This is a genomic window from Burkholderia arboris, assembly GCF_038723655.1.
Classification (GTDB): domain Bacteria; phylum Pseudomonadota; class Gammaproteobacteria; order Burkholderiales; family Burkholderiaceae; genus Burkholderia; species Burkholderia arboris.
The window spans coordinates 136,585-161,467 of sequence record NZ_CP109823.1 but is presented as its reverse complement, the minus strand read 5'-3'; the positions used below and the strand labels follow the sequence as shown (position 1 = coordinate 161,467).

The 24,883-nt window shown below is 65.2% G+C and carries 14 protein-coding genes; 10 read left to right on the top strand and 4 right to left on the bottom strand.

What is annotated here, in order from left to right:
- Nucleotides 1-73: 73 nt before the first annotated feature.
- The 5 genes from OHZ10_RS33615 to OHZ10_RS33595 are packed head-to-tail and all read left to right on the top strand — an operon-like array spanning nt 74 to nt 12,960.
- Nucleotides 74-9,568 carry an amino acid adenylation domain-containing protein gene (locus OHZ10_RS33615; RefSeq protein ID WP_342706338.1) on the top strand — a complete coding sequence of 3,165 codons (9,495 nt, stop codon included), beginning with the start codon at nt 74-76 and terminating at the stop codon, nt 9,566-9,568.
- Nucleotides 9,565-10,221 carry a glycosyltransferase family 25 protein gene (locus tag OHZ10_RS33610; protein ID WP_059241569.1) on the top strand — a complete coding sequence of 219 codons (657 nt, stop codon included), beginning with the start codon at nt 9,565-9,567 and terminating at the stop codon, nt 10,219-10,221. Before OHZ10_RS33615 ends, OHZ10_RS33610 begins: the two co-directional genes overlap by 4 nt.
- Nucleotides 10,222-10,274: 53 nt before the next feature.
- A complete protein-coding gene (locus OHZ10_RS33605) occupies nt 10,275-10,754 on the top strand; it encodes a hypothetical protein (protein WP_059242453.1) in 480 nt (159 codons plus the stop codon).
- Nucleotides 10,755-10,791: 37 nt separating this feature from the next.
- Nucleotides 10,792-12,495, top strand: a complete 1,704-nt coding sequence (locus OHZ10_RS33600; RefSeq protein ID WP_342706337.1) for a cyclic peptide export ABC transporter — start codon at nt 10,792-10,794, stop codon at nt 12,493-12,495.
- 3 nt (nt 12,496-12,498) lie between these two features.
- On the top strand, nt 12,499-12,960 hold the full coding sequence (locus tag OHZ10_RS33595; protein ID WP_342706336.1) for a hypothetical protein: 462 nt from the start codon (nt 12,499-12,501) through the stop codon (nt 12,958-12,960).
- Here OHZ10_RS33595 and OHZ10_RS33590 read toward each other — a convergent pair.
- Entirely contained in the window at nt 12,944-13,777 is an 834-nt protein-coding gene (locus OHZ10_RS33590; RefSeq protein WP_342706335.1) for a helix-turn-helix transcriptional regulator, read from the bottom strand. The two genes, OHZ10_RS33595 and OHZ10_RS33590, sit on opposite strands and share 17 nt — an antisense overlap.
- A gap of 242 nt (nt 13,778-14,019) precedes the next feature.
- Between OHZ10_RS33590 and OHZ10_RS33585 the strand changes: the two genes are divergently transcribed.
- A complete protein-coding gene (locus tag OHZ10_RS33585) occupies nt 14,020-14,364 on the top strand; it encodes a hypothetical protein (protein WP_342706334.1) in 345 nt (114 codons plus the stop codon).
- A 555-nt stretch (nt 14,365-14,919) separates the two neighbouring features.
- Nucleotides 14,920-16,668 carry a cholesterol oxidase substrate-binding domain-containing protein gene (locus OHZ10_RS33580; RefSeq protein ID WP_174994488.1) on the top strand — a complete coding sequence of 583 codons (1,749 nt, stop codon included), beginning with the start codon at nt 14,920-14,922 and terminating at the stop codon, nt 16,666-16,668.
- A gap of 668 nt (nt 16,669-17,336) precedes the next feature.
- Here the strand turns inward: OHZ10_RS33580 and OHZ10_RS33575 are convergent.
- Nucleotides 17,337-18,260, bottom strand: coding sequence for an endo alpha-1,4 polygalactosaminidase (locus OHZ10_RS33575; protein WP_233464364.1), 924 nt, complete (start codon nt 18,258-18,260; stop codon nt 17,337-17,339).
- Between the two features lie 201 nt (nt 18,261-18,461).
- Nucleotides 18,462-18,629 (bottom strand): hypothetical protein, encoded by a 168-nt coding sequence (locus OHZ10_RS33570; RefSeq protein WP_155627337.1) that lies wholly within the window; start codon nt 18,627-18,629, stop codon nt 18,462-18,464.
- Between the two features lie 362 nt (nt 18,630-18,991).
- On the opposite strand from OHZ10_RS33570, the gene OHZ10_RS33565 reads away from it, so the two are divergent.
- The 3 genes from OHZ10_RS33565 to OHZ10_RS38655 all read left to right on the top strand — a co-directional run bounded on the left by OHZ10_RS33565 (nt 18,992) and on the right by OHZ10_RS38655 (nt 20,864).
- Nucleotides 18,992-19,966: a hypothetical protein gene (locus OHZ10_RS33565; protein WP_342706333.1), complete on the top strand. Its 975-nt coding sequence runs from the start codon at nt 18,992-18,994 to the stop codon at nt 19,964-19,966.
- A 184-nt stretch (nt 19,967-20,150) separates the two neighbouring features.
- Nucleotides 20,151-20,570 carry a hypothetical protein gene (locus tag OHZ10_RS33560; RefSeq protein ID WP_342706332.1) on the top strand — a complete coding sequence of 140 codons (420 nt, stop codon included), beginning with the start codon at nt 20,151-20,153 and terminating at the stop codon, nt 20,568-20,570.
- Between the two features lie 36 nt (nt 20,571-20,606).
- The gene (locus tag OHZ10_RS38655) at nt 20,607-20,864 is read left to right on the top strand and encodes a cholesterol oxidase substrate-binding domain-containing protein (RefSeq protein WP_425394807.1); all 258 of its coding nucleotides are present in this window, start codon (nt 20,607-20,609) and stop codon (nt 20,862-20,864) included.
- Nucleotides 20,865-21,054: 190 nt separating this feature from the next.
- Here the strand turns inward: OHZ10_RS38655 and OHZ10_RS33555 are convergent, their stop codons facing one another.
- Complete coding sequence (locus OHZ10_RS33555) at nt 21,055-24,852, bottom strand: hypothetical protein (RefSeq protein WP_342706331.1); 3,798 nt, start codon at nt 24,850-24,852, stop codon at nt 21,055-21,057.
- Nucleotides 24,853-24,883: the final 31 nt, after the last annotated feature.

Here is a 24,883-nt window from a genome sequence, read left to right as displayed (position 1 = left end):
CGTTCGAACGGCGGGCGCCATGCGCCCGGCTTCGGGTTGTTTCAGGTGAACAAAACGTATCGAGGAGTTTCCTGTGCAAGACAATAACGTGCTGGTCACCGACCATCGCTATGCGCACACCGCGCGATTCTGGCGCGAAAGCCTGTCCCGGGTCACCGGCACCTACCGGATCGCCGCGCACGCGCCGAGCCCGCAACCGGGGCGCCTGCTGTCCCGCACGGTGCCGCTCACGCCCGCGTCGCTCGACGTGCTGCGGCGCATCGGCGACGGCGAGCTTGCCGAATTCGCCGTCACGGCGGCGGGCATTGCGTTCCTGCTCTGGCAATACTTCCGGACGCCGGTCACGGTGCTCGGCACGCCAGGGCTTGCCGAGCACCCGTCGACCCGGGCCGGCGCCATTCCGCTGATCATCGAGGTCCGCCCCGAGGAGCGCATCGAGGACTACCTGTCGCGCGTGGCCGGGATCGTCGAGGACAGCTATGCCGAGCATCGATTCCCGCTCGAAACGCTGGTGCGTAACGAAAAGGAGCTGGCGCTCGCGCAGCTCACGAAGGTCTCGCTGGCGGACGACCGGGTGCACCACGCGCTGACGGGGCAGGACGACGACCTGCAGTTGCACCTGCGACTGGCGCGCGGCGAAATCGAGATTCGTCATGCCGGCGCCATCGAGCCGTTCGTCGTGGACGGTTTCGCGAGCAGCCTCGCCACGGTGCTGCAGGCATTCGAACGCCTCGACCAGCCGGTCGGCGACATCGACGCGAGCGCGCCGGACGCGCGCCGGCGGCTGGCCACCTTCAACGAAACCGCGGCGGCCGGCCCTCGCCATCCGACGGTCGTCGAGATGTTCGAAGCGCAGGTCGCCCGCACGCCGGCGGCGCCTGCCCTCGTCACCGACAGTGCGCTGATGACCTACGCCGACCTGAACGCCCGGGCCAACAGCCTCGCGCATCAGTTGCGCGAACATTACGGCGTCGGGCAGGAATCGCTGGTCGGCGTCATGCTCGAACGTTCCGAATGGATGATCGTCGCGATTCTCGGCATCCTGAAGGCAGGGGCGGCGTTCGTTCCGCTGGACCCGGCCTATCCGGCCGAACGGATCAATCACATTCTCGGCGACACCGGCCTGTCGCTGCTGGTGACCCAGTCGAGCCAACTGGCGCAGTGGTACGAATTCTCCGGCGTGACGCTGCTGCTGGACCAGGAGCTCCCCAACTGGACGCCGCTGCCGGACAATCCGCCGTGCCGCGCCGAACCGGCGAACCTGGCCTACGTGATCTACACGTCCGGCTCGACCGGGCGCCCGAAAGGCTGCCTGCTCGAACACCGGAACCTGGCCCACTACATCGCGTGGGCCGCCGAATACTATTTTCCGGAAAGCACGACCGGCAGTTTCGGCCTGTACAGCTCGCTGTGCTTCGATTTCACGCTGACCAACCTCTTCTGCCCGCTGGTGCGCGGCAAGACGCTGCGCATCTATCCGCAGTCGGAAAGCATCGACACCATCCTGGCCCGGATGTTCCAGCCCGGCAGCGGCGTCGACACCCTCAAGCTCACGCCGACCCACATTCACCTGCTGGAGTACATGAACCTGGCACGCTCCGGCGTGCGCAAGGTGATCGTCGGCGGCGAGGAACTGACGCCCCAGCACATCGCGACGCTGCGCAAGATCGATCCGTCGATCGAAATCTACAACGAGTACGGCCCCACCGAGGCGACGGTCGGCTGCATCGTCGAGCGCGTCGAGGACGTGCCGGCTGCGGTGCTGATCGGCCGGCCCATCGCCAATACCCGGGTGTACATGCTCGACGAGGCCCTGCGGCCGGTCCCGCTTGGCGTGCCGGGGGAAATCTGCCTCGCCGGCGCCGGCCTCGCACGCGGCTACCACCTGCGACCCGACGTCACCGCCGCGAAATTCGTCGAGCATCCGTTCCCGGGCGAAGCGCGCATCTATCGCACCGGCGACATCGGCCGATGGCTGCCCGACGGACGGATCCAGTGCTATGGACGCGTCGACGACCAGGTCAAGATTCGCGGGCACCGTGTCGAACTCGGCGAGATCGAGGCCGCGATCACCGCGCACGAGGCGGTCGTCGGCGCGGCGGTCATGCTGCGCGAATCGGCGCACGGCGTGCGCAAGCTGGCGGCCTACGTCAAGGGTTCCGCGAGCCTGAACGTGGCGGACCTCAGGGCGTTCCTGGCCGGGAAACTGCCGGACTACATGGTCCCGTCCGACATCGTCCCGATCGCCGAATTTCCGCTCAACGCCAACGGCAAGCTGGATCGCCCGGCGCTGCTGGCCATGGCGCCGGCCGCCGCGCCCGACGCGGCCAGTCCCGACGCCACGCCGGTCCAGCTCGAACTGTTGCGCATCTGGCGCGACGTGCTCGACAACCCGGCCGTCGATCTCGCCGGCCGCTTCTTCGACTACGGCGGCGATTCGCTGCAGGCCATGCAGCTGGTCTCGCGGATCTGGGGCAGCTTCTCCGTCGAGATCGGCATCGACGCGATCTTCGAACTCCAGACCATCGGCGCGGTGTCCGACCTGATCGAGGCGTCGTCGCCCCGCGCCGGTTCGACGGCCGGCAACATCCTGCCCCGCTCGCGCGCGAACGATCTGCCGCTGTCCTTTCCGCAGCAGCGCCTGTGGTTCCTCGCGCAACTGGAAGGCCCGTCGGCCGCCTACAACATCTCGAGCGCGCTGCGTTTCGACGGCGAACTGGACCTCCCGCGCCTGCGGGATGCCGTGTCCGGGATCAGCCGGCGTCACGAGATCCTGCGCACGACGTTTCCCGCCATCGACGGCCTCGGGGTCCAGCGCATTGCGCCGCCCGCGCCGGTTGCGCTCGACGTCGTCGACGTCGCCAGCGAGTCCGAAGCGCTCGCGCTGCTCGCAGAGGAAGCCGATCGTCCGTTCGATCTCGCCGCCGGGCCGCTCTATCGCGTCGTGCTGTATCGCGTGCATGCGGATTGGCACGTCTTCGGCGTCGTGATGCATCACATCGTGTCGGATGCGTGGTCGTCAGGCATCCTCATCGGCGAACTGGCCGCGCTCTATGCAGGCCAGCCGCTGCCGGAGCTGGCCATCCAGTACGCGGACTACGCGGTGTGGCAGCACGAGCGCCTGGCGTCCGCCGATACGCATCGGGAACTGGCGCTTCTGAGCGCATCGCTGACGGACGCGCCGGACCTGATCGAACTGCCCACCGACCGTCCCCGCCCCGCCATCCAGCAGTTCCGCGGCGCGGTGCTGCCGTTCCGGCTGGACGGCGAACGCGCCGACGGCCTGCGCGCGATCGCACGTGCGTCCGGCACCAGCACGTTCATGGTCGTGCTCGCCGCGTATGCGCTGCTGCTGTCGCGGTACAGCCATCAGCAGGACCTCGTCATCGGCTCCCCGATCGCCAATCGGCGCTCCAGCATGACCGAGCCGCTGATCGGCTTCTTCGCGAACATGCTCGCGCTGCGCGTGGACCTGTCGGGCAATCCGGCCTTCGGCGAACTGCTGGCGCGCGTGAAGCGCGTCGCGCTGGACGGCTATAGCCGCCAGGAGATTCCGTTCGAACAGGTCGTGGATTCGCTCAAGCTCGAGCGCAACCTGAGCCGCACGCCGGTTTTCCAGGCCGTGTTCGCGTACGAGAAAGCGCACTCCCAGACGTTGAACTTCCCCGGTCTCGTGGCGACGCCGGTGGCGGTGGAGACCCACACCGCCAAGTTCGACCTCACGCTCCATATCCAGGATGCCGACGACGGCCTGGCGGGCTCGCTGGAATACAACCTGGACCTGTTCGACGCCGCCACGATCGATCGCATGGCGGAACACTTCCGCACGCTCGTCGATGCCGTGATCGCCGATCCGGACCGGCCGCTCGGCGGGCTTGCGTTGACGAGCGAAGCGGAGCGGAACCTGCTGACCGTCGAGTGGAACCGGACCGGGACGGATTTCGGCGAGGCCGCCGCGCAACCGTTGCACCGTCTGTTCGAACAGCAGGTCGCGCGCACGCCCGATGCCGTCGCCGCCGTCTATGACGACGCCACGCTCTCCTACGCCGAACTCAACCTGCGCGCCAACCGCCTCGCGCACCGGCTCATCGCGCTCGGCGTCGGGCCCGACGCCCTCGTCGGCGTCGCCATGGAGCGCTCGCTCGACATGATCGTCTCGCTCCTCGCGGTCCTCAAGGCCGGCGGCGCTTACGTCCCCGTCGACCCAGACTATCCCGCCGAGCGCGTGCGCTTCATGATCGAGCACGCGCAGTTGCGCTGGCTCCTCACCCAGCAACATCTGCGCGCCGCGCTGCCCGATACCGATGCCGCCCTGATCGTCGTCGATTCCAACGAACTCGGCCTCGATCTCGACGCGGTAGTCAACCCCGAGCCCGATCTGAACGGCGACAACCTCGCCTACATGATCTACACGTCCGGTTCCACCGGCCGCCCCAAGGGCGCGCTCAACACCCATCGCGCGATCACCAACCGCATCCTCTGGATGCAGCACGCCTACTCGCTCGAAGCCGACGACGCCGTCCTGCAGAAGACCCCGTTCAGCTTCGACGTCTCCGTCTGGGAATTCTTCTGGCCGCTCGTCACCGGTGCGCGACTCGTGTTCGCCCGACCCGGCGGACAGCGCGAGACCGACTATCTGGCCGCGCTCATCGAGCGCGAACGGATCACCACGATCCACTTCGTGCCGTCGATGCTGCGTGCCTTCCTCGACCATCCGGACCTCGACGCGCACTGCACGTCGCTGCGCCGCGTCGTGTGCAGCGGCGAGGCGCTGCCCTACGACCTGCAGCAGCGCTGCTTCGAGCGCCTGGACGTCGGGCTGTACAACCTCTACGGCCCCACGGAAGCCGCTGTCGACGTCAGCGCATGGACGTGCCGGCGCGACGACCCGCACCGCATCGTCCCGATCGGCCGGCCCATCGCCAACACCCGCCTCTACATCGTGGACGCGCAGATGCAGCCCACGCCGCTCGGCGTGGCCGGCGAACTGCTGATCGGCGGCACGCCGGTCGGGCTCGGCTATCACGGCGAACCGGAACTGAGCGCGGAGAAGTTCATCGCCGACCCGTTCTCGACCGATCCGCAGGCGCGCCTTTACCGTACCGGCGATCTCGCGCGCTACCGCCCCGACGGCAACATCGAATTCCTCGGCCGCATCGATCACCAGATCAAGCTGCGCGGCCTGCGCATCGAGCCCGGTGAAATCGAGGCCGCCCTGCGCACGCATCCGTCGGTCGACGACTGTGTCGTGATCGCGAAAACGGAAGGCATCCGAACGTTCCTGATCGCCTATGTCGCGACCGCAGCGCCGGACCTCGCCGATCTTCGCGGCTATCTGGGCGGCAAGCTTGCGGACTACATGGTGCCGTCGCAGTTCGTCGCGCTGGCGTCCTTGCCGATGCTGCCCAACGGCAAGATCAACCGCAAGGCGTTGCCTGCGCCCGCGGACACGATCGACGCGCCACGGCCGCACGCGCCGGCCGTCACGCCCCGGGAAATCCTCCTGGCGTCAATCTGGCAAGACGTGCTGCAACTGCCTTCGGTCGGCATCCACGACAACTTCTTCGAACTGGGCGGCGATTCCATCCTGAGCATTCAGGTCATCGCGCGCGCCAATCGCGCCGGACTTCGTGTGACGGCGAAACAGCTGTTCCAGTACCAGACGATCGCGCAGCTGGCCGCTGCGCCCGAGGAGCGGGCAACGTATGCGTCGAACGTCAGCCCGCTGGGCGATGCGCCGCTCACACCGGTGCAGCACTGGTTCTTCGAGCAGGAGACCGATGCGCCGTCGCACTACAACCAGACGGTCCTGATCCAGGTGCCGGCGGATATCGACGCGTCGAGGCTCGCCGACGCGTTCCGGCAAGTCCACGACCATCACGACGCATTGCGCCTGCGTTTTTCGCGCAGCGCGGGCCGCTGGACCCAGGAAGTCGTCGCCGGCGGCGAGGCGCCCGCCTGCTTCGCGAAGCGGGAGATCGCCGGCGACGCCGGCGAGCGCCTGGCGGCGATGCGCGCCGCCGCCGCCGAAGCCGAACGCGACATCGACATCACGCACGGCCCGCTGCTGGCGGCCCGGCTCTTCTGCGTGGCCGACGAGCCGCTCGCCCGCCTGTTCGTGTCGGTCCATCACCTGGCGGTGGACGGCGTATCGTGGCGCGTGCTCCTCGAGGATCTGCATGCGGCCTACCACGGCCAGCCGCTGCCCGAGAAGACGACTTCGTTCCGCGAATGGGCAATGCACCTGCAGCAACTGAGCCGTTCGCCGGCCATCGGCGCCGAAGCCCGGCTGTGGCACGCCCTCGTCGCGCAGCCCGTCGAACCGATGCCGGTCGATTATCCGGCCGCGGGTGCGGCCAGCAACGCGGTCGGCGACGCGGCGTCCGTGTCGTTCGAGCTGGACGAAGCCGCCACGACGGCATTGCTGCGCCGGCTGCCGCGGGCCTACGACACCCGCATCAACGACGTCCTGCTCGCCGCGCTGGCGCAAGCCTGCAGCATGGTCACGGGCAACGCCCGCACCCGGATCGATCTCGAAAGTCACGGCCGCCACGTGTCGGATGCGCCGCTCGACCTCACCCGGACGGTGGGCTGGTTCACCTCCATCTACCCCGTCGTGCTCGAGGCCGACGCTTGGCACACGCCTGAGGAAGCGCTGCGTGCCGCACGGCAGCAGTTGCGCGAGATTCCGGCCGAAGGCTTCAGCTATTCGCTGCTCCGCTACCTGAGCCCCGACGACGCCGTGCGCGACAGCCTCGCCGCGCTGCCGAGCGCCGATATCCTCTTCAACTATCACGGGCGGCTCGACACCGTGTTGCAGCAATCCGAAGGCTGGCGCCCGGCGGCCGAGGACCTCGGTTCGCTGCGTGCCGAGCGGTCGCAGCGCACGCATGCGTTCGAGATCGTCGCCGCCGTGGTCGACGGCAGGCTGCAGGTGGACTGGCGCTACGGCGAGCGGCTGCACCGGCGGCAGACGGTCGAGAACCTGGCCGCGCACTTCAAGGACCGCTTGCTCGACTTCGCGGCGTCGGTCCAGGACGCCGCATGGGACAACATCGAGGACAGCTACCCGCTCTCTTCGCTGCAGCAGGGCATCCTGTTCCATTCGCTGTACGACCTGGATCCCGCCGCCTATTTCCAGCAGTTCAGCTTCGTCGTCCGCGGCCCGCTCCAGGTGCCGGCGCTCCGGCAAGCGTGGGGCAATGCGCTCGCGCGCCATCCCGTGCTGCGCACCGCGTTCGCGTGGGCCGATCGCGATCAGCCCGTCCAGACCGTGCTGCACGCGGTCGACCTGCCGTGGACATTCCTCGACTGGCGATCCCGCGATGCGTCCCGCCGTGCGCAGGACTTCGACGCCTTCCTCGCCGATGACCGGCGGCGCGGCTTCGATCTTCAGCGCGCGCCGTTGTTCCGCTGCACGCTGATCCAGGAAACGGACACGCGCCATCGCTTCTGCTGGAGCGCACACCACATCGTTCTCGACGGCTGGAGCACCGCCATCCTGATGAAGGAAGTGTTCGACGACTACCTGTCGCTCGTCCGCACCGGCGCGCCCGCGGTGACTGCATCGGCGCCGGGATACCGCACGTACATCGACTGGCTCGCGCGCCATCCGCGCTCGGCCGACGAGACCTGGTGGCGCGCCGAACTGGCGGGGTTCCATGCCGCCACGCCGATCGCGGCCGGTCCGGCCCGGCAGGCCGCCGGCGACGCCGCGCGGCAGGCTACGCGCCGGACACAGCAGTTCCTGCTCGATGAGACCCTGGCCGCGCGGCTGCAAGCGCTCATGCGCGCCCATCGCGTCACCCTCAACGTCCTGGTACGCGCTGTCTGGGCATTGGTACTGCGGCGCCACGCCGGCACGGACGACGTCGTCTTCGGCGTCACCGTGTCCGGTCGCCCGCCGATGCTCGACGGCGTCGAGTCGGTCGCGGGGCTGTTCATCAACACGCTGCCGTTGCGCTTGCGCATCGCGCCGGAGCGCCCCTTCACCGCATGGCTGGCGGAGATCCACGCAGCCCAGACGGCCATGGAGCCGCATTCGTACAGTTCGCTGGTCGATATCCAGTCGTGGAGCGAACTGCCCGCCCGCGACAGCCTGTTCGACAGCCTGCTGGTGTTCGAGAACTTCCCGGTTGCCGCTGCTCCCGATCTCGGGCCGGACGACATCGAGATCCTCGACACCCGCGCCTTCGCGGAATCGAATTACCCGCTGACCCTGACCGTGCACCCGAACGAGCGCGTCGGCTTCGAAATTTCGCACGACGCACACCGCGTCGCGCCCGACGTGGTGCGGCAGATGCTGGACACCCTCCGCGCAATGCTGGAGCGATTCGCCGCCGAGCCTGACCAGCCGACCGGCCAGCTCGCCGATGCGCCGGCTGCCGGTGGCCAGCCGGGCGCGCCGCGCGGCGTGGCCGCCCCTGCCGTCCAGCCCGCCGCCGGTCCGGTTACGGCGGCCCGCGCCGTCGCGCCGACGGCGCACGAAAGCACGTTGCTGGAGATCTGGCAGCGGATCTTCAAGCGAAACGACATCACGGTCAGCGACAACTATTTCGATCTCGGCGGTCATTCGATCATCGCGATCCAGCTGATGGCCAATGTCGAGAAGGCGTTCGATCGCCGGCTGCCGATTTCCTGTCTCTTCGAGAACCCGACGATCGAGAAGCTGGCGGCGGCGCTGGCCACGCAGGAACCGTCCGCGCCCGCCGGCGGACTCGTGCCGATCCGCGACGGCGGTCCCGCCGCGCCGCTGTTCCTCCTGCCGGGCGCCGGCGGGAACGTGGTCTACTTCCACCCGCTCGCGAACCGCCTGAGCGGCGCCCACGCGATTCACGGGCTGGAAGCGCTCGGCCTCGACGGCGCCTGCCTGCCGCTCACCCGCGTGGAAGACATCGCGGCCCGCCACATCGAACGCATCTGGCCGCTGGTGGGCGCGGGCCCTTACTACCTGGCCGGCCACTCGTTCGGCGCGCAGGTGGCGCTCGAAATGAGCCGGCAGCTCGTCGCCAAGGGCGCCGTCGTGAAGCTGCTGGCGATCTTCGATGCGTCCGCACCCATCGACTGCCCGGCCGCCACCTACTGGCGGGACTGGGACGACACCGACTGGCTGGTCGCGATCGCTCACGAAATCGGCACCTTCCTCGGGACCGACCTGCAGGTGACGCGAGACGACCTCGTCCCGCTCGATCCCGACGGCCAGGCCGGCCTGATTCTCGACCGGATCGGCGCCCGCGGCAGCTGGTTCGCGGACGCCGGACCCGACCGCCTGCGCGCCTACCTGCGCGTCTATCAGGCCAACTTCAAGTCGCACTACGTGCCGCAAGCCTCCCCGCTGCCCGTGCCGATCGCGTTGTTCCGCAGTACCGAGCGCGATCCCGGCGACTACGATCCGTCGCCCGAGATCGCGCAGCTTCGCCTGGACCCGGCCTGGGGGTGGTCACGCTTCTCGGCGCATCCCGTCGAGGTGACGGACGTCCCCGGCGACCACCTGACCATGCTGCTCGATCCGCATGCCGGTGTCCTCGCTGCCCATGTCAATCAGTTCCTGGAAAAAAAGCCCTCATGAAATCAACGCCGACGATCGACAACACTTTCGCCCGCAAGGTCTGCATCAACCTGGACCGGCGTCCCGATCGCTGGGAGGCGATGCAGCGTAAATTCGCCGAGCAGAACATCCTCACGGTGGAACGGCTGCCCGCGGTCGATGCAAGACTCGTGAGCGTTCCGGAATCCTTGAGCCACATGCGTCCGCAGGACTACGGCTGCACGATGAGCCATCTCGCCGCCGTGCAACAGGCCAAGGCCGCCGGCGCGAGCGAAGTCCTGATCTTCGAGGACGACGCGTTCTTCGCCGCCGATTTCGCCGCGCGCTTCCCCGACTTCATCGCGCAGGTGCCGGACGACTGGCACATGCTGTTTCTGGGCGCGTATCACTTCGCGCCGCCCATTCCCGTTGCGCCGAACGTCGTCAAGACCGTGGAGACGCTGACCGCGCATGCGTACGTCGTCAGGAACTCGCTTTACGACGCGTTCATCGCGATCAACGAGCATCCGCCGGCCATCAACGACCGCAACAACCTCGTCTTGCAGAAGACGTTCAACTGCTACTGCTTCGAGCCCAATCTGGTCGGCCAGGAGTCCGGCTACTCCGACATCATGGACGAAGTCATGCCGGAAAAGCCGCTGACCTATTCCATGCCCATTCCGGATGGCTGGTAACGCCTGCGGTCCACGCTCGCCGCAATCCATCACTCGACAGGCCATTGAACATCATGCAAATCACTACCGTTGACCATGAGGCGGCGTTCGTACAGGCCGCGCTGGATGCGCTTCACCGGGACCGCAAGCTCGGCGAGGCGATTTCGCTGGCTTACGGGAAATGCGAATCGACCGCCGGCGTGATCGACCTGATTTTTCCGTTGATCACGAAGAAACTGCGGATCGATTACATCCTCATGTACAGCATCGAAAGCAATCCCCGCACGCTCCTGAAATTTCTTCGGCTGATCGAGTCGCAGCTGATCCGGAACGACAGCTGGACGGCCGCGTCGGTCGAGGCCGCATTGCAGGGCGTGGCCGATTCCATGAACGTCGGCTGGGACCGTGCGCAGCGCCTGCTGAAGTGCTGCATCCTGTTTTCCGATTCGCCGCTGGAAATCGTCGAAAGCATCACGTTTCTCGGAAGGCACGAGGCGTCGTCGAGATTGAGATCGGCGGCACACACCATCGAACTCAGTCACCTGGTCAACTGAGCCCTTCCCGTTTTCACGCCTCTCCGAAAAGCGACTCATGGACTCCGCGCAAAGCAAATCGCCGCCGTGGCACTCAGCCGTCACCCTGATGTGGCGCAGTCATCCCTGGTTGACCCTCGGCACGGTCCTGACGGGCCTCATCAGCGGCGTGGCGTCGATCGCGGGCGTCGGCCTGATCAGCCGGGTGCTTCACGACCAGGACGATCGGCCGATGCTGTTGATGCTCTTCATCGCGGTGAACGTCGTCGCGGTGATTTGCCGGAGCGGCGCTGCCGCGATGCCGTCCTACGCGTGCATGAAGATCATGACGCGATTGCGCGTCAACCTGTGCAAGCGCATCCTGGCGACGCCGCTGGAAGACATCGACCGGCGCGGCGCGCCGCATGTGCTGACGATGCTGACGCAAGACATTCCGCAACTGAGCCAGACCCTGCTCACCATACCGACGATCCTGGTTCAATCCGTCGTCCTGATGTGCAGCGTTGCGTATCTCGCCTATCTGTCGTGGATCGTGTTTGTGTCGACGCTCACGCTGACGATCGTCGGCCTGGTGCTCTACCTGTTTTTCTATCGAAAGGCAGCCAATTTCACGGAACGGGTGCGCGACGAGTTCGTCCAGTTCAACGAATACACGCACAGCCTCGTGTTCGGCATCAAGGAGCTCAAGCTCAACCGGGCCCGGCGACGCTGGTTCACCAAGGCGGCGATCGAAGTATCGTCGCGGCGCGTGGCAGGCTACAACTACATCGAACGCTTCTGGTTCATGACCGGCGACAGCATCGGCCAGGTCACCGTGGCGGTCCTGCTCGGATTCCTGCTGTTCGGCGTGCCGTCTCTCGGCGTCGTGGACCCCGCCGTACTCACGGCGAGCATCCTGGCCGTGCTCTACATGATGGGGCCGCTGACCATGCTGATCAACATTCTGCCGATCGTGGCCGAGGGCAAGACCGCCCTCGCCCGACTGGCGGAATTCGGTTTCCTGATCGACGACACGCCGGATTCATTCGGCAAGCCGCCGTCGCCCGGCATGGGGGAATCCGCGCCGATCCGGTCATGGCAGCGTATCGAGTTGCGCGACGTCAAGATGACCTACCGTGACAACGCGTCGTCGGTCGACTTCGTCCTGGGCCCCGTCAACCTGACGATTCACGCCGGCGAGCTGGTCTATGTGATCGGTGGAAACGGCAGCGGCAAAAGCACGCTGGCGAAGGTGCTCAGCGGCCTCTATGTGCCAACCGAAGGCCATATTGCCCTGGACGGAAAAGTCATCGACGACGATGCGCGCGAGCGGTACCGGAATCTGTTTTCCGCCGTATTTACCGATTTCCATCTGTTCAATCGCATCATCGGGCCGGACCATGAAAGTGCGAGCATCGAGCTTGCGCAGGAATACCTCGAAACCCTGAAGCTGGCGGGCAAGATCGAGATTCATGACAAGACTTACTCGACGACCAGGGCCTTGTCGACGGGGCAGCGCAAGAGACTGGCGTTACTCTGCGCCTACATCGAGGATCGCCCGATTTATATCCTGGACGAGTGGGCTGCCGACCAGGATCCGGTTTTCAAGAAATTCTTCTACGAAGTGCTGGTGCCCGATCTGCAATCGCGGGGGAAATGCGTGATCATCGTGACCCATGACGATCAGTATTTCAGGCTGGCCGGCCGGGTCATTCGCCTGGATAGCGGCCGCATCTTCTCGGACTCGGCCCGGTGTCCCGCCAGCGCCGACATGGCAGGATGACCGATGCCCCGGGCCGCCGGGTTTCATCGGCGGCGGCAACGATGCGATGCGGGTGTTCGCGCGCGCAGCTGCCGAACCGTCGATGCAACGAGCGGGCGGCCGGACGATGCCGCTTCGTCATGTGACGATCCCGTTTTTAACGGGCGGCGGATCGCCCGGGCCGGCGACCGGATCAAGCGCCGGATGCGGCGCTCTGGCCCGCGGCGCCGCGCGCCGCACCGGATTCGATGGCCGGTGCTTCGTCGGTTTGTCCCGGATATCCGCGACAGACGGGGGAGCGGCACGATGTTCGGATCATGTCGGCGCGTGTCGCGCGCACGCGCCGCTTCAACACTTCGTCAGGAGTCTACCGACGGAGTTGAACAAAAGGTCGATGAAACAGCCGGAGCCGAAGCCGAAGCCGAAGCCGAAGCCGGGGCCGCGATCCGATTCGCGAAAGAAACCAGCGTCATGCCGCCGATGTGAGCGGCACGCAATCGTCGATCATCCATTTCGTGAGCCCGTGCCGGCCGCTGATGCCGAGCTTCACCGCGGCGCGCTTGATGTACGTTTCGACCGTACTCTCCTTGACGCCGAGCTCGCCGGCCATTTCGCGCAGCATCTTGCCCGCGAGCAGGCCGAGGCACACTTCGCTTTCGCGCGCCGACAACACGACCGAGGCGCGCGCAAGCCGCGACTCGAACTCGTGGCGCAGCGCCTCGACACCGGGCACGCCCGCCACCCCACCGCCCGGCGCCCCGGATTCGCGCGCGCCCTGCCGCCGCGTCGATGCATGCCACTCGACGAGCGGCAGCAGCGTATCGGCGAAATTCCTCAGGAACGCCATCTCCTGCAACGAGAAGTCGTCATGCGACGCCGTGCGATGCAACGAGATCACGTAGCGGCGATTCGCCTTGCGCGACACGAGGTGGCACTGGAATCCCGCGCTCGCCCCGCGCTGCGGCGCGACCTCGCCGCCGTGGCCGCGCCGCATCAGCGGATCGACGTGAATGAGCTGCCGGTCGCAGGCGGCCACGATCCGGTTTCGCAGCGGATGCGGCGCCGGTTCCCGCTCGCCGTGCACGACGGGCGCGCCGCCGCGTCCGTCGTCGCGCGTCGCGCCGCACGCGCCGAGCGATTCCACGTGAACCACTTCGCCAGCCGGCTCGTCGAGCGTCCATTCCGTCATCCGGGTGGTGGCGAGCGGAATCGATCCGGCCAGCAAGGCATGCATGTCGGATGCGAAGCGCTCGCTGCCGGCGCTCGAAATCACCTTCCCGAGCTTCGCGAAGATTGCGACCATCTGACTCTCCTTGTTGTGCGTGCTTGAGGACGGCGGCGCAGGGATTGACGATTGCTGGCGATCCCCGCCATAAGCTGAATAATTCATTTCGGTCATTGAGCGTTGCTGAATAAAGGCGCGCTCCTGGCGTGTTTACTGAAGGAAACGCGACAAAAAGGCGAAACGATTCCTTTGATTGATTTGATGCCGAATACCCCAGCTGCGTATGATAGCGACGATTTAAGATATTTGCAGTCGATTGGATGTTTATCTTCAGTCGTTTCGCTCAGCAGAACGGAATCCGATTGATATGCCAGTTTTCGATGGCGGGATTAGCCGTTATTCATTGCGAAATTTCGCAACAATCCGGCCATGCGTTGCGCGCGGGAATAATCGTTTCCGTTTCCGTTTGCGAAACGTCGTTCGAGAGAAGTCTGGGGGGATCTCGTCCAGGCTTCTTTGTTCTCTCCCGTGGCTTTGGTATCGAACATAGCTTTCCCGATCATCGTTTCGACTCGTTCGACGACCGATTGCGCCTGCGCGATGGCGCAGCGTGGCTGTCGTCGCGGGTCCAATTGCCCCGCCGCCAATACGCCTTTTTTCTATAAAAATCATCCCTGATAAATCTGGCAGGCGCCGATAAATAAAGCCGTCGCAAAAGATTCATAATTAACAAAACCGTTGCCAGTCACAAAACGGAAACATTAGATACGATACCGCCAATCCATTTCACCGCTTGTCACTCATCGAACAGATTGATACCCTTTCGGCGATGCAAGGGGTGAATCATCAACCGATCATGAATTGCGGGTGACTTTATTTAAAAATGTGAAACATGAGAATAAATATTCACGTGCAATCTCCCTTTATTGATCGTCGCGGCTAGCGCTTCGTCACGCGATATTCAGTCGAATTCCCTACTCGCTTGCCGGCAGGGCAGGCGGGCGGCCAGTTGAAAAAGTAACCGGGCGGCTTCTGGATTGACTTCCAGAGGCGCGCGATGATGCGCGTCCGCGCATCGCCGAACCGGTCGTCTTTTCAATCCTGACCGGCCAACGCTTTACCTCGCATCGCTGCTGCTCGTATTGCCGTATCCCGGTATCACCGCGTTATCTGTCGTCTTTCCGATCGTCAAAACCATTCCGAAAAAACTGGAGCACACCATGAGTCAAGACTTCCGAGACGAACCAGCGTCGCGCCGCGCTTTCCTCGCCGACATGGCGAAGCTCGCTGCCGCAGGCGTCGTCACCGGCTGGACGCCGCTCTACCAGATTGCGGCGAATGCGCGAACCGCCGACGCGACGCCGCCCGGCTTCCCGGCCGACATCCCGCTTTACAAGCAGGCGTTCCAGAACTGGAGCGGTGAAATCGCCGTGCAGGACGTATGGACCGCCGCGCCGCGCTCGGCCGACGATGTCGTCGCGGCGGTCAACTGGGCGCGCTCGAACGGCTACCGGATCCGCCCGCGCGGCTACATGCACAACTGGTCGCCGCTCACGCTGGATCCGGGCGCCGGCGCCGCGAACGTGGTGCTGCTCGATACGACGAAATCGCTGACGGCCGTCTCGGTCGACACGTCGGCACGTCCGGCGCGCGTCACCGCCCAAACGGGCATCTCGCTGGAGTCGTTGCTCGCGACGCTCGAACAGTATGGCCTCGGCGTGATTGCCGCGCCTGCGCCGGGCGACATCACGCTCGGCGGTGCGCTCGCGATCGATGCGCACGGCACTGCCGTGCCGGCGGTCGGTGAAACCTTGCAACCGGGACACACCTACGGCTCGCTGAGCAACCTCGTGGTCGCGCTCACCGCGGTCGTGTACGATCCGGCCCGGCAGCAATACGTGCTGCGCCGGTTCGAACGCAGCGATCCCGAGATCGGCGCGTTCCTCGCGCACATCGGGCGGGCGTTCGTCGTCGAAGTCACGCTGACGGCAGGCCCCAACCAGCGCCTGCGCTGCCAGAGCTACGTCGACATTCCGGCCTCCGAACTGTTTGCGCCGGCCGGCACGTCGGGCCGCACGATCACGTCGTTTCTCGATCGCGCGGGCCGGGTGGAAGCCATCTGGTTTCCGTTTACGTCCAGCCCGTGGCTCAAGGTCTGGACGCCCACGCCCAGCAAGCCGTTCCTGTCGCGCGCCGTCACGCAGCCGTACAACTATCCGTTCTCCGATTCGATCTCGCAGTCCATCTCGGATCTCGTCAAGCGGATCGTGATCGGCGGCGAAGGCGCATTGACGCCGCTGTTCGGCCAGACGCAATTGGCCATCACGGCCGCCGGTCTCGCGCTCACGCTCAGCGGGGATATCTGGGGCTGGTCGCGCACCGTGCTGCAGTACATTCGACCGACGACGCTGCGCGTGACCGCGAACGGCTACGCGGTACTGGCGCGGCGCGCCGATGTGCAGCGCGTGATCAGCGAGTTCGTGCAGTTCTATCAGAACCGCGTCGACACGTACAAGGCGCGCGGCGAGTATCCGATGAACGGTCCCGTCGAGATCCGCATCACCGGTCTCGACAAGCCGGCCGATGCCGGCGCCGGCGCGGCCGTGCCCAGCCTGTCCGCACTCAAGCCGCGCCCCGACCGGCCGGAGTGGGACGTGGCCGTGTGGTTCGATATTCTGACGTTACCGGGCACGCCGTCCGCCGATCGCTTCTATCGCGAGATCGAGCAATGGATGCTCGCGAACTACACCGGTTCGTATGCGACGCTGCGCCCCGAATGGTCGAAGGGTTGGGGCTATACCGATACGGCTGCCTGGCAAGACGACACGATGCTCACCACCACGATTCCGAACCTGCATCGTGAAGGGCAGCCGGCGTCGAGCACGTGGGATACGGCGCGCGCGACGCTCGAACGCTACGACCCGCACCGGATCTTCCGCTCGCCGCTGCTGGATCGGTTGATGCCGTAACGGTCGCGGCGCACGCCGGTGTTGAAGGTCGTGGATTCTGCTGGCGGCGTTCGCTGGAACGCCGATCGTGTCCGGCTAGGCGACCTTCATCGCCACGGCTGACGGGCGCTTCGCGACGCCATTCCCGCAGCGCTGTCCGGGCCGCCGAAAACGGGATGGCGGGCTGGCGCTGCCATCCGCGATTGCACCGCCGAGCAACGCCGGCAGTGCCGCACGATTCGGATCCAATCCGGCGTCGAACACGCCTTTACGGAAGTCCCTCCTGCCCTGATGACGATCACAAACGGCATCGGGACAGAGGGGCGCAGCAGGTCGGGCGCTCTTTCAGGCGCGTCGGTTTCGATTGAATGCAGATCGGCTGCGATGGGAAGGCGTCAGCGAGAACGTCGACTCGCGCTCAAGGCAATATTGACCCACGCTGAACGACGCGTCGGCGGTCCCTGCCCCGACCGCATACTGCGCACCCGCCCGCCAGCCCATCGACATGGAGACCCGCCCCGCCTGCGCGCGTGGTCATCCTTGCCGACTTCGGGCGTAGAGAGGCGAATGGTGCTTCGATACGACGGCCACGCAAACCCGGAGACAGAGTGCGCCGCGATACGGTGACGCACACTCGCAACGCATCTGGCACTGAGCCGCCTCCCGGGCATTTCCGCGATACACGAGCATCATTTGTCGCAACTGAACCGGTACGTGTCGTTCAGCTCCAGCGCCAGCACCATCGTGCGCAGATTGTTCGCGCTCGCGGCGTCGCAAAGCGTGCGCTGCCCATCCGGAGTGTGATACTGACTCGCGTACTCCGCATTCAGAACCGGCTTGTTCTTAGACGTAAATACCGAATACTTCCCGCATTCGCCATGTTCGTTGCATTGCTCGTTGACCGCGAAATCGAACGACGGCTCGAGTCGATTCAGTTGGTCGACATCATTCTTGAGAGCGACCGCCAGATTGCGCAGATGCGCTTCCGACGCGAGGAACTCGTTGTAAGCGTATTGGTCATCGGATGTCAGCGGGAATCCTGTCTTGTTCGCATAGCCGTCGACATTGTCAGGTTCCACGCCGTCGCAACCTTTTTCCACGGCGCGATCGAGACGTGCCTGCATGATCTTCCGGACATTTTCGGAGCGGATGTCCAACCAGTTTTCCCGTTTCCATCCTTCCATCTTTTTACCCATGTCCGATGCCTCGAACTTTGCAAAGTCGGAACGCCAGCTCTCCGAACTTCCGGCGGAGAAGTAGCAGACAACCTTGCGCCCCGCATTTTTCAGACTGGCAATGGTCGCGGGATCGACGTCGAACAGATCGATATCGTAGATCGACACGTCATACGAAGTATTGATCGTGCCTCTGAGTTGCCATTGCCAGGTATCGGAGGCCACCGGCACCCAGCGGACCCTGGCGGACGCAGGCGCCGCAGCGGCCACATGACTCTGGGCCGCCAGAGCCTGCGCGGACGGGGCGCTGGAGGCGCCATCTCCACAGCCTTGCAAACTCGCGATGGACAGCAGCATCACGGCGACAACGGACAGGGAACGTGCGATTTTCATCGGGTGAATCTCCGGGTTGACATTGAAAAGGTGCAGGGTCGCCATCTGGCGGATACGCGGATTGCTCGGTGAATCTGGATGACTCGGGTGATACACGTTAAAAATCGGATACGCGCTGCGGAACCGGCGATCGAACGGCGAGTGGCATGCAGGCTCCCGGGCGCCGTGGCGCCCCCCCTTACGCCACGACGACGAACGGTTGACGTGCGGCCTGCCCCGGTCAGGCATCGAGAGGATCCGCGCGCATTAGCGACGCATGCCCGAAGCGCAATGCGCGGCGTCGACAATCGCGAAGCGGTCGGCCTGATGAGCCGGCCGTTTATCGAGCATCGGGCCATCCTTGGATTTCGCCGGAATCGAACCGGTCAGCCATTCAAGCGTCTCGTTCGTATCGAAGCGGTTCACCGCGTGCATCGCGCCCGCCGACGTCGACCAGGATCGGGCAGGCTGCCGACCACCACGGAATCCTGCGTCGCGCGGTCATGGCCACACTCCGCAATGGCACGGCGCGCCGACACGACGCGGCAGGGCCTATCGACAAGCCAGGCGACCCAGGCAGACCGAGAAAATCGAAAGAAAAGGCAAGTGTTCATCCGCTGTTCCTCATGAAAGAGAACTGCGTGTCAACCGTCCGACGTGTGGCCGCCGCACATCGATAGCCCCCGACGCTGCCCGACCGCGCCAAGCGGCCCATGTCGCGCAGGTCGGCAATCCCATTGAATCTTCGAGTTCTTTCGTTTTAGACGCCCCGCAATAACGAAAGAAAACGAAGTATCATGGATTCCCGGGCTCTCGATCAAGCTGATGGCAATGAAATTGTGTGTCCCTGTGTGATTGTTTCGTATCTCGGCAACACGTTCCGCGACAAAACGAAAGATTTCGATACATATCATCACTTTCGAATTATGCGAACTATGCAAATCAACCGGCCAGTTCACACATGCGTCACGACGCTGCAGGGTGCGTTGCGCGCATTCACGGGGTTGCGTGCCGAGCGGGGTTTCCCGGACACGCTGATCTACGTGATCCGGGCACTCACGATGATGCCGCCCGGGCGGATGGCGCTCGGGCACTCCGGTCGGCAGAGGCGTACAGATGGGGTTGATCCGCGCAGACGAATCGGGATCGCGGTATCTCGTGTTTCCAATCGTGTCGCTGTCACCGGTGCTGACGATCGCTTTGTCATTTTTGCTGCCGCGCGAACGCACGGGCACGCTCGGCGTGATCGGGATCGCACTCTGTTCGCTGCCGCTGTTCGACTGTCATTCGGTCCAGGGGTCCGCAACGCCCGGTCAGTCGTTCGTACTGCTTTTGGTATTTCAACGCACAAGTCGGGCTTGTACCGCTGCATCTGGCGCCTCATCTCGGCACCGTCATTCATGCGGTGCACCTTGGAGGTCGGCCGCTCGCCCCTTCGGCATGACGCGTGCCCGGTTCCAGTCAGGGTTTTGGATATCAATTCAGCCTTCCGCCCTGCCGAAATGTCCATGCCCGATCAAAGAGTGCCTCCGTCGTCCGCCGTTGATCACGCGCCCTTGCTTGTCGAAGCGCGGCGCCGTCTGATCCGCGAGTTGATTCGCGAGCGCGAGAAGGTCGCCGCCGACGAACTGGCCGAGCGTTTCGGTATGTCGCTCGTCACGGCGCGTCACGGCCTGCATGCGCTCGCGTCGAATAACTGGACATGTCGATCACGGATGCCGGCGCTGATCCGTCCGTCGTCGATGACCAGCGTCGACGTACTGACCGTATAGCCACGTATATGCGCTCCTTTACACCGGTGTGGCGTGGAGACAAATCCTCTGTGACTACGGACATCGACCCTCGATTGCGCATTTTGAAGTTCGTGCCTGCTCTTTGCCATTGCGCGAGCGGCAGGTAATGCACGCTTAATGGTCCGCCATTGGGTATCCCCTTGTCTTTTACTTGGAGCACGTCATGATTCTGAAACCATTTTCTCCGTCGAAAGGGCAATCTGCGGTGTGGAAAATCGTCACCGTTGCCCTGATCGGGGCATTCGGCAGCAGTGCCTGGGCCGCTCAGAAAGCCGCCGCCCCCCCTTTCGCCGACGGCCAACAAGCTGGAGACGCTGCGCCCCAGGTTGAGGTTCGCGCCGATTACTCCGACTACAACGGGTCCACGGCTCGATATCGCGGGAATGTCGTTGCAAAAGTGAGCGGCGTCACGCGCTATTCGGCAAAGTCCATCAATGTGCGGCCAAACGGCGAGGTTCTGATGGAGGATCTCCAAGTGCAGTTGGGGCAGGAGAAGCTGCGCACGCGGCGGGCAGTCATGCCTGCGAATGCAACGGACGGGACGGTGATACTCAAAATGGAGGAAGCGGAAGTCACACGCTAGTCTAGGCACCTCTCTCCGGGCGGTGGCGACACGTCGTTGGTCGGCGCTGCGTCCCGCCCGGCTCACTCACCGCCGCTCGATACACGCTGGGCAACGCCTGCAGAGAAAGTTGCAGCGGCAGGCTTGCCGGTCCGATCGGTTCGGGAATGTGACGGATTGCGGTATGGCATCGGAGAACTGGCTCGTGAAGGGCAGCCGGCGTCGAGCAGGTGGGATACGGCGCGCGCGACGCTCGAACGCTACGACCCGCACCGGATCTTCCGCTCGCCGCTGCTGGATCGGTTGATGCCGTAACGGTCGCGGCGCACGCCGGTGTGGACATTCGCAAATTCTGCCGATGGCGTTCGCTTGAACGCCAATCGTGTCTGGACAGTCGATCTTCATGCCGTCCGCAGATTGACCGCTTCGATCGACCTCGGATCCCGCCTGGCCGCGCCTGTCCGGGCGCGGCGCGAGCGAGCCCCGGATGCGCCACGCTCGTCCCTCAGGCCCGGATGATTCCGCCCAGGTAACCGAAGTCGCGGATAAACTGCTCCGGCTCGTCGCGTGCCGTTGCCCGGGTGTCCGTCTGCGGCACCGTTGACGTGTCCGTTCCGGCCGGCGTTTCCGTCCTGGCGACCGACGACACGGACGCCGTATCGTCGACGGGGGGCAACCATGCGGGTGGCGGGCCGGTCACGTCGTGCTGCGTGTCGTGACGAGGCGCCGTCCGAATCGCGGCGCTCTCGCGCCGCGGCTTGATCGTATCGCGCAACACGGTGCGGAATCCGTGGGGGCGCGGCTCGGCGTGGAACAGCGTGCCCGCATTGATCTCGCGCATGTTGCCGACGATCTTCGCGTACGCATCGAGGAGCGGCCGCCCTTCTCCGCACAGATAGGTCGTGCGTTCATCGATTGACCCCGCCGCGGCGAGGCGCGCCCTCGCCGCCGCAAGGTCGATGCCGGTCAGATCCACGTCGTCCGCCCACGACGCGTCCGAATCAGGAGACGGCCACCCCCCGTTCGCCGCCGCGCCGGGCGCATTCAGCTGCGTCCGCCGTGCATGGTCTGCCACGCGGCTGAACGGCTCCGACGCGAGCATGCGGAAGAACTCGTTCACCTTCGGCGCGTCCTCGATGCGCGTGCCGTGGCGCGTCGCCTGCGCCTTCGCGTCGAGAAAGACCGCGTAGCGTTCGATCGTATCCACGACGGTCGACGGCGTGGCGAAGTAGCCGTTTCGTACCCGTGGATTCGCATCGAAGCGCGCCTTCAATCCCTCGGGTGTCGCTGCATCCGGATGGTCGAGCACGGCGGCAAGTCTCGGGTGCTGAAGGATCAGATAGCTGAGATCCGAGCCCATGATCTCGCCGACGAATCCCTGTGATGAATCGGCATGCGAAATACCCGGCGTGAACAGGCCAGCAGGGGTCGGTATGGTCAACGATTCATTCAAGCCGGCATTCTGGTTGTGGAGCACGCGCACGTACTGCAAATGGGTCGACTTCGCACTCAACTCCGGCGGCTGCCGGAACTTCATCACGATCGTGCTGCCTTCCGACGCGTCGAACACGAGCCCTTGCATCTGGCGTGCGATCTCGGCGCTGTCGACTTTCGGTTCGTCCGTGGCGAGCGCTTCATTCAGCTGGTTGAGCGCCTTTCGCACTGCCATCCCGAGCGCCGCGCCGGCCAGCGGCTTGCCGCCGTTCGCCGTGAGCGTGATCTGCCAGAACTTGCCGGCCCGGATCGGATTGATCTGATGGTCCGCATAGAGGAATTTCGCTTCCGCACTCAGGGTCAAGCTGCCCGTTTCGTTGGTGACGTCGACTGGACCGAGGGACTTGTTCCAGTGACCGAGCAGCGCCCCCATCGCGTTGATCGTCGCGCCGCCCGCCGCGGTACCGCGCACCACCCCATGCCAGCGTTGCCACTTCCCCTGTTCCTCGAGCGGGCCGTTCTTCTGCACGTCGTAGTGCTTCATCGGCAGATAAACATTGTCCAGCAGCTCCCGGGTCCGGGCATAGCTGCCGTCCGCCCGCGTGACCGCGGCCCGGTTGTTCTCGCTGGCGTCGAGCGACAGGCGTTCCTTTGCGATCCCGATATGCGTCCCCACCGCGCCCAACGCCAGGCTGATGCTCGCGTAGCTCGCGGACACGAATGTGTCCGGATGGGCAAGCGCGTTCGCCTCGGGATAGCGGCCGTGCCAGATCTCGTCGTTGATCCGTGCAAATGCGTGGCCGCGCTCCGCTTCGAGCCGCTCGGTCGCGGCGCGCGGCAGAAAGCGGTCGCCACGTGCCAGCACCGTCGCGGCGTCCTCGATAAAGGTCAGATAGAGCTGCTGCAGCGCTTCTGCCTCGGCACCGGCGCGCTCGAGGTGCGCGGCGGTCGGGTGACGGATCACGTCGTGGAATTGCGACGGAATCGACGCCTCATCGCCGTAGAGCGCCTCGTCGTGAGCCAGGGCAGCCGGTAGCGGGTCCGTACCGTGCTCGCCTTGCAGCCGCTCGCGCGTCATCCCGTACAGCTCGAGTGCTGCCGGCGGGACGTCGCTGCACAGCGCGTCGAGCTGCCGGTGCACGGCAAGCGTCGCCTTCAGGTCCTTGTAATGCGACAGGTCGAGAATCTGGTGCGGTGCGCTGGCCGATTCAACGAAGAACTGCATCAGTTCGCCGCGCGCAAGCAAATCGAAAGCACCCTTTGCGCCGATATTCTCGCTGTCGCCCGTCGACCGGCCCAGGCGCGCGTCGACGCCGAGCGTCGCGTTGCGAAACGCCACCGCCCGGTCCGCGTACGCAACGGAAACCGGCACGTCCCTGCGGGTGGCAAGGGGAAGCCGCTCGCGGTCTGCAACGCGCTGCCGCACGACGTCGCCGACAGCCGGATAGGCGGCCTGGATGATCTCGTCGAATCGCGGTGCGTCGTCATTGCGGTGCAGTGCCTCGTCGAGCTCCGTCGCGAGAAGCGCGAGCTTCACGCCGTTGAAGCCCTTTTCGAGTTTTTTATCCGCCAGGAAGTACGGCCGACCGGGTTCGGACACGTAGTTGCGACCGAAAAGCTGCGACACCGCCGCCATGATGCGCTGCCGGCCATGTTCGAGCTTGCGCGTATTCGGACCGGCAGACGTGATCGTCGAGCGATTCGCGTCCCGGTTCGCAACCAGCGCCAGCAAGTCTTTCAGGTCGGCGTGCTCGAAATAGGTGCCGCCGCCCGAGTACGAGGCCTGGCCATTGATGCGCGCGGCCCAACCCGATATTTCGGTGCCGACGCCGCCCTGGACGGTGGCGCCGGCCGACGGAAAGAAGAGGACGTCGCGATCGTCATCGGAGAACACGGTATGGCCGCCCGAGGCACTGCCGGTGACGTTGCCGATGCCGTTCGAATAGCCGAGGCTCGCGCCCGTACTCGTGACCACGTTCGGGCCCGATACGCCCTGGCCGATGCCATGCGCCACACGTTCGAGCCGCTCGGCTTCCCGGCCGGTGTAATGCGCCATCAGATCCGGCGCCGCCGCGCTCAAGTGGGTGCGCTTCAGCTCCGTCATCAGGGCCGAAAACAGGTCGTACTCGCGTGCGGACGCGGCCCCTCCGTCGCCGGCATTGCGCTTCACGGCGCTGGAGTCAAGGTCACGCGCCAGCTTGCGCGACGTGTCCGCCGCCCTGGCAAAACCATCGCGGACAGCAAGATGCTGCCGCTCCGGATGCGCGCGAGTGGCTTCGGCGGCATTGCCGATCTCCGAGAGTTGCTGCGCGAGACGGTTGCGCAATGCCGCGACGCGCGGGTGCCCGTTCGCGATGTCAGCCGGGATGTCGGGCAGCGCAGCCACGAGCGCATTCACGGTCTGCTGCAGACGGGTTGCATCGAGTGCGCCGGAGTCGGGATGAATGACGGCGCCGTCAGGGCGTGCGACGGCCGGCGGCGGCGTTTCCGTCCCGGGCGCCGCCAGCACCTCGAGTTCGATTGCGTGGACGGGCTCGTTTTCCGCCGCCGTCACGTCGACGGACTGCCGAGCTGCGTCGCGCGTTCTCGTGGCGTTGTTCCGCGCGAGCGCTTCGCGATAGGCCGTACGTACGCCACGCCCATTCAACCCCGGATTTTCAAGCATCGCGTTCAACTCGCCGTCGCTCATGCCGCGCGCGGCGGCGGCCTGCCTGCGTGCCGTCGCCGTGTCGACGAGATTGCGCAGCGCCCCCGGAATCGACGTGCTGGCTTGAGCGCGTTGCCCGGCCTCCTGTAACCGCTGCGGCACCCCGTGCCCCTCGTCGGCATCGGTACGCCTGATCCGCGCCATCATGCTCGTTAGCTTCATCTTTGTGCTCCAGCGGCAAGGCGGGGAACCG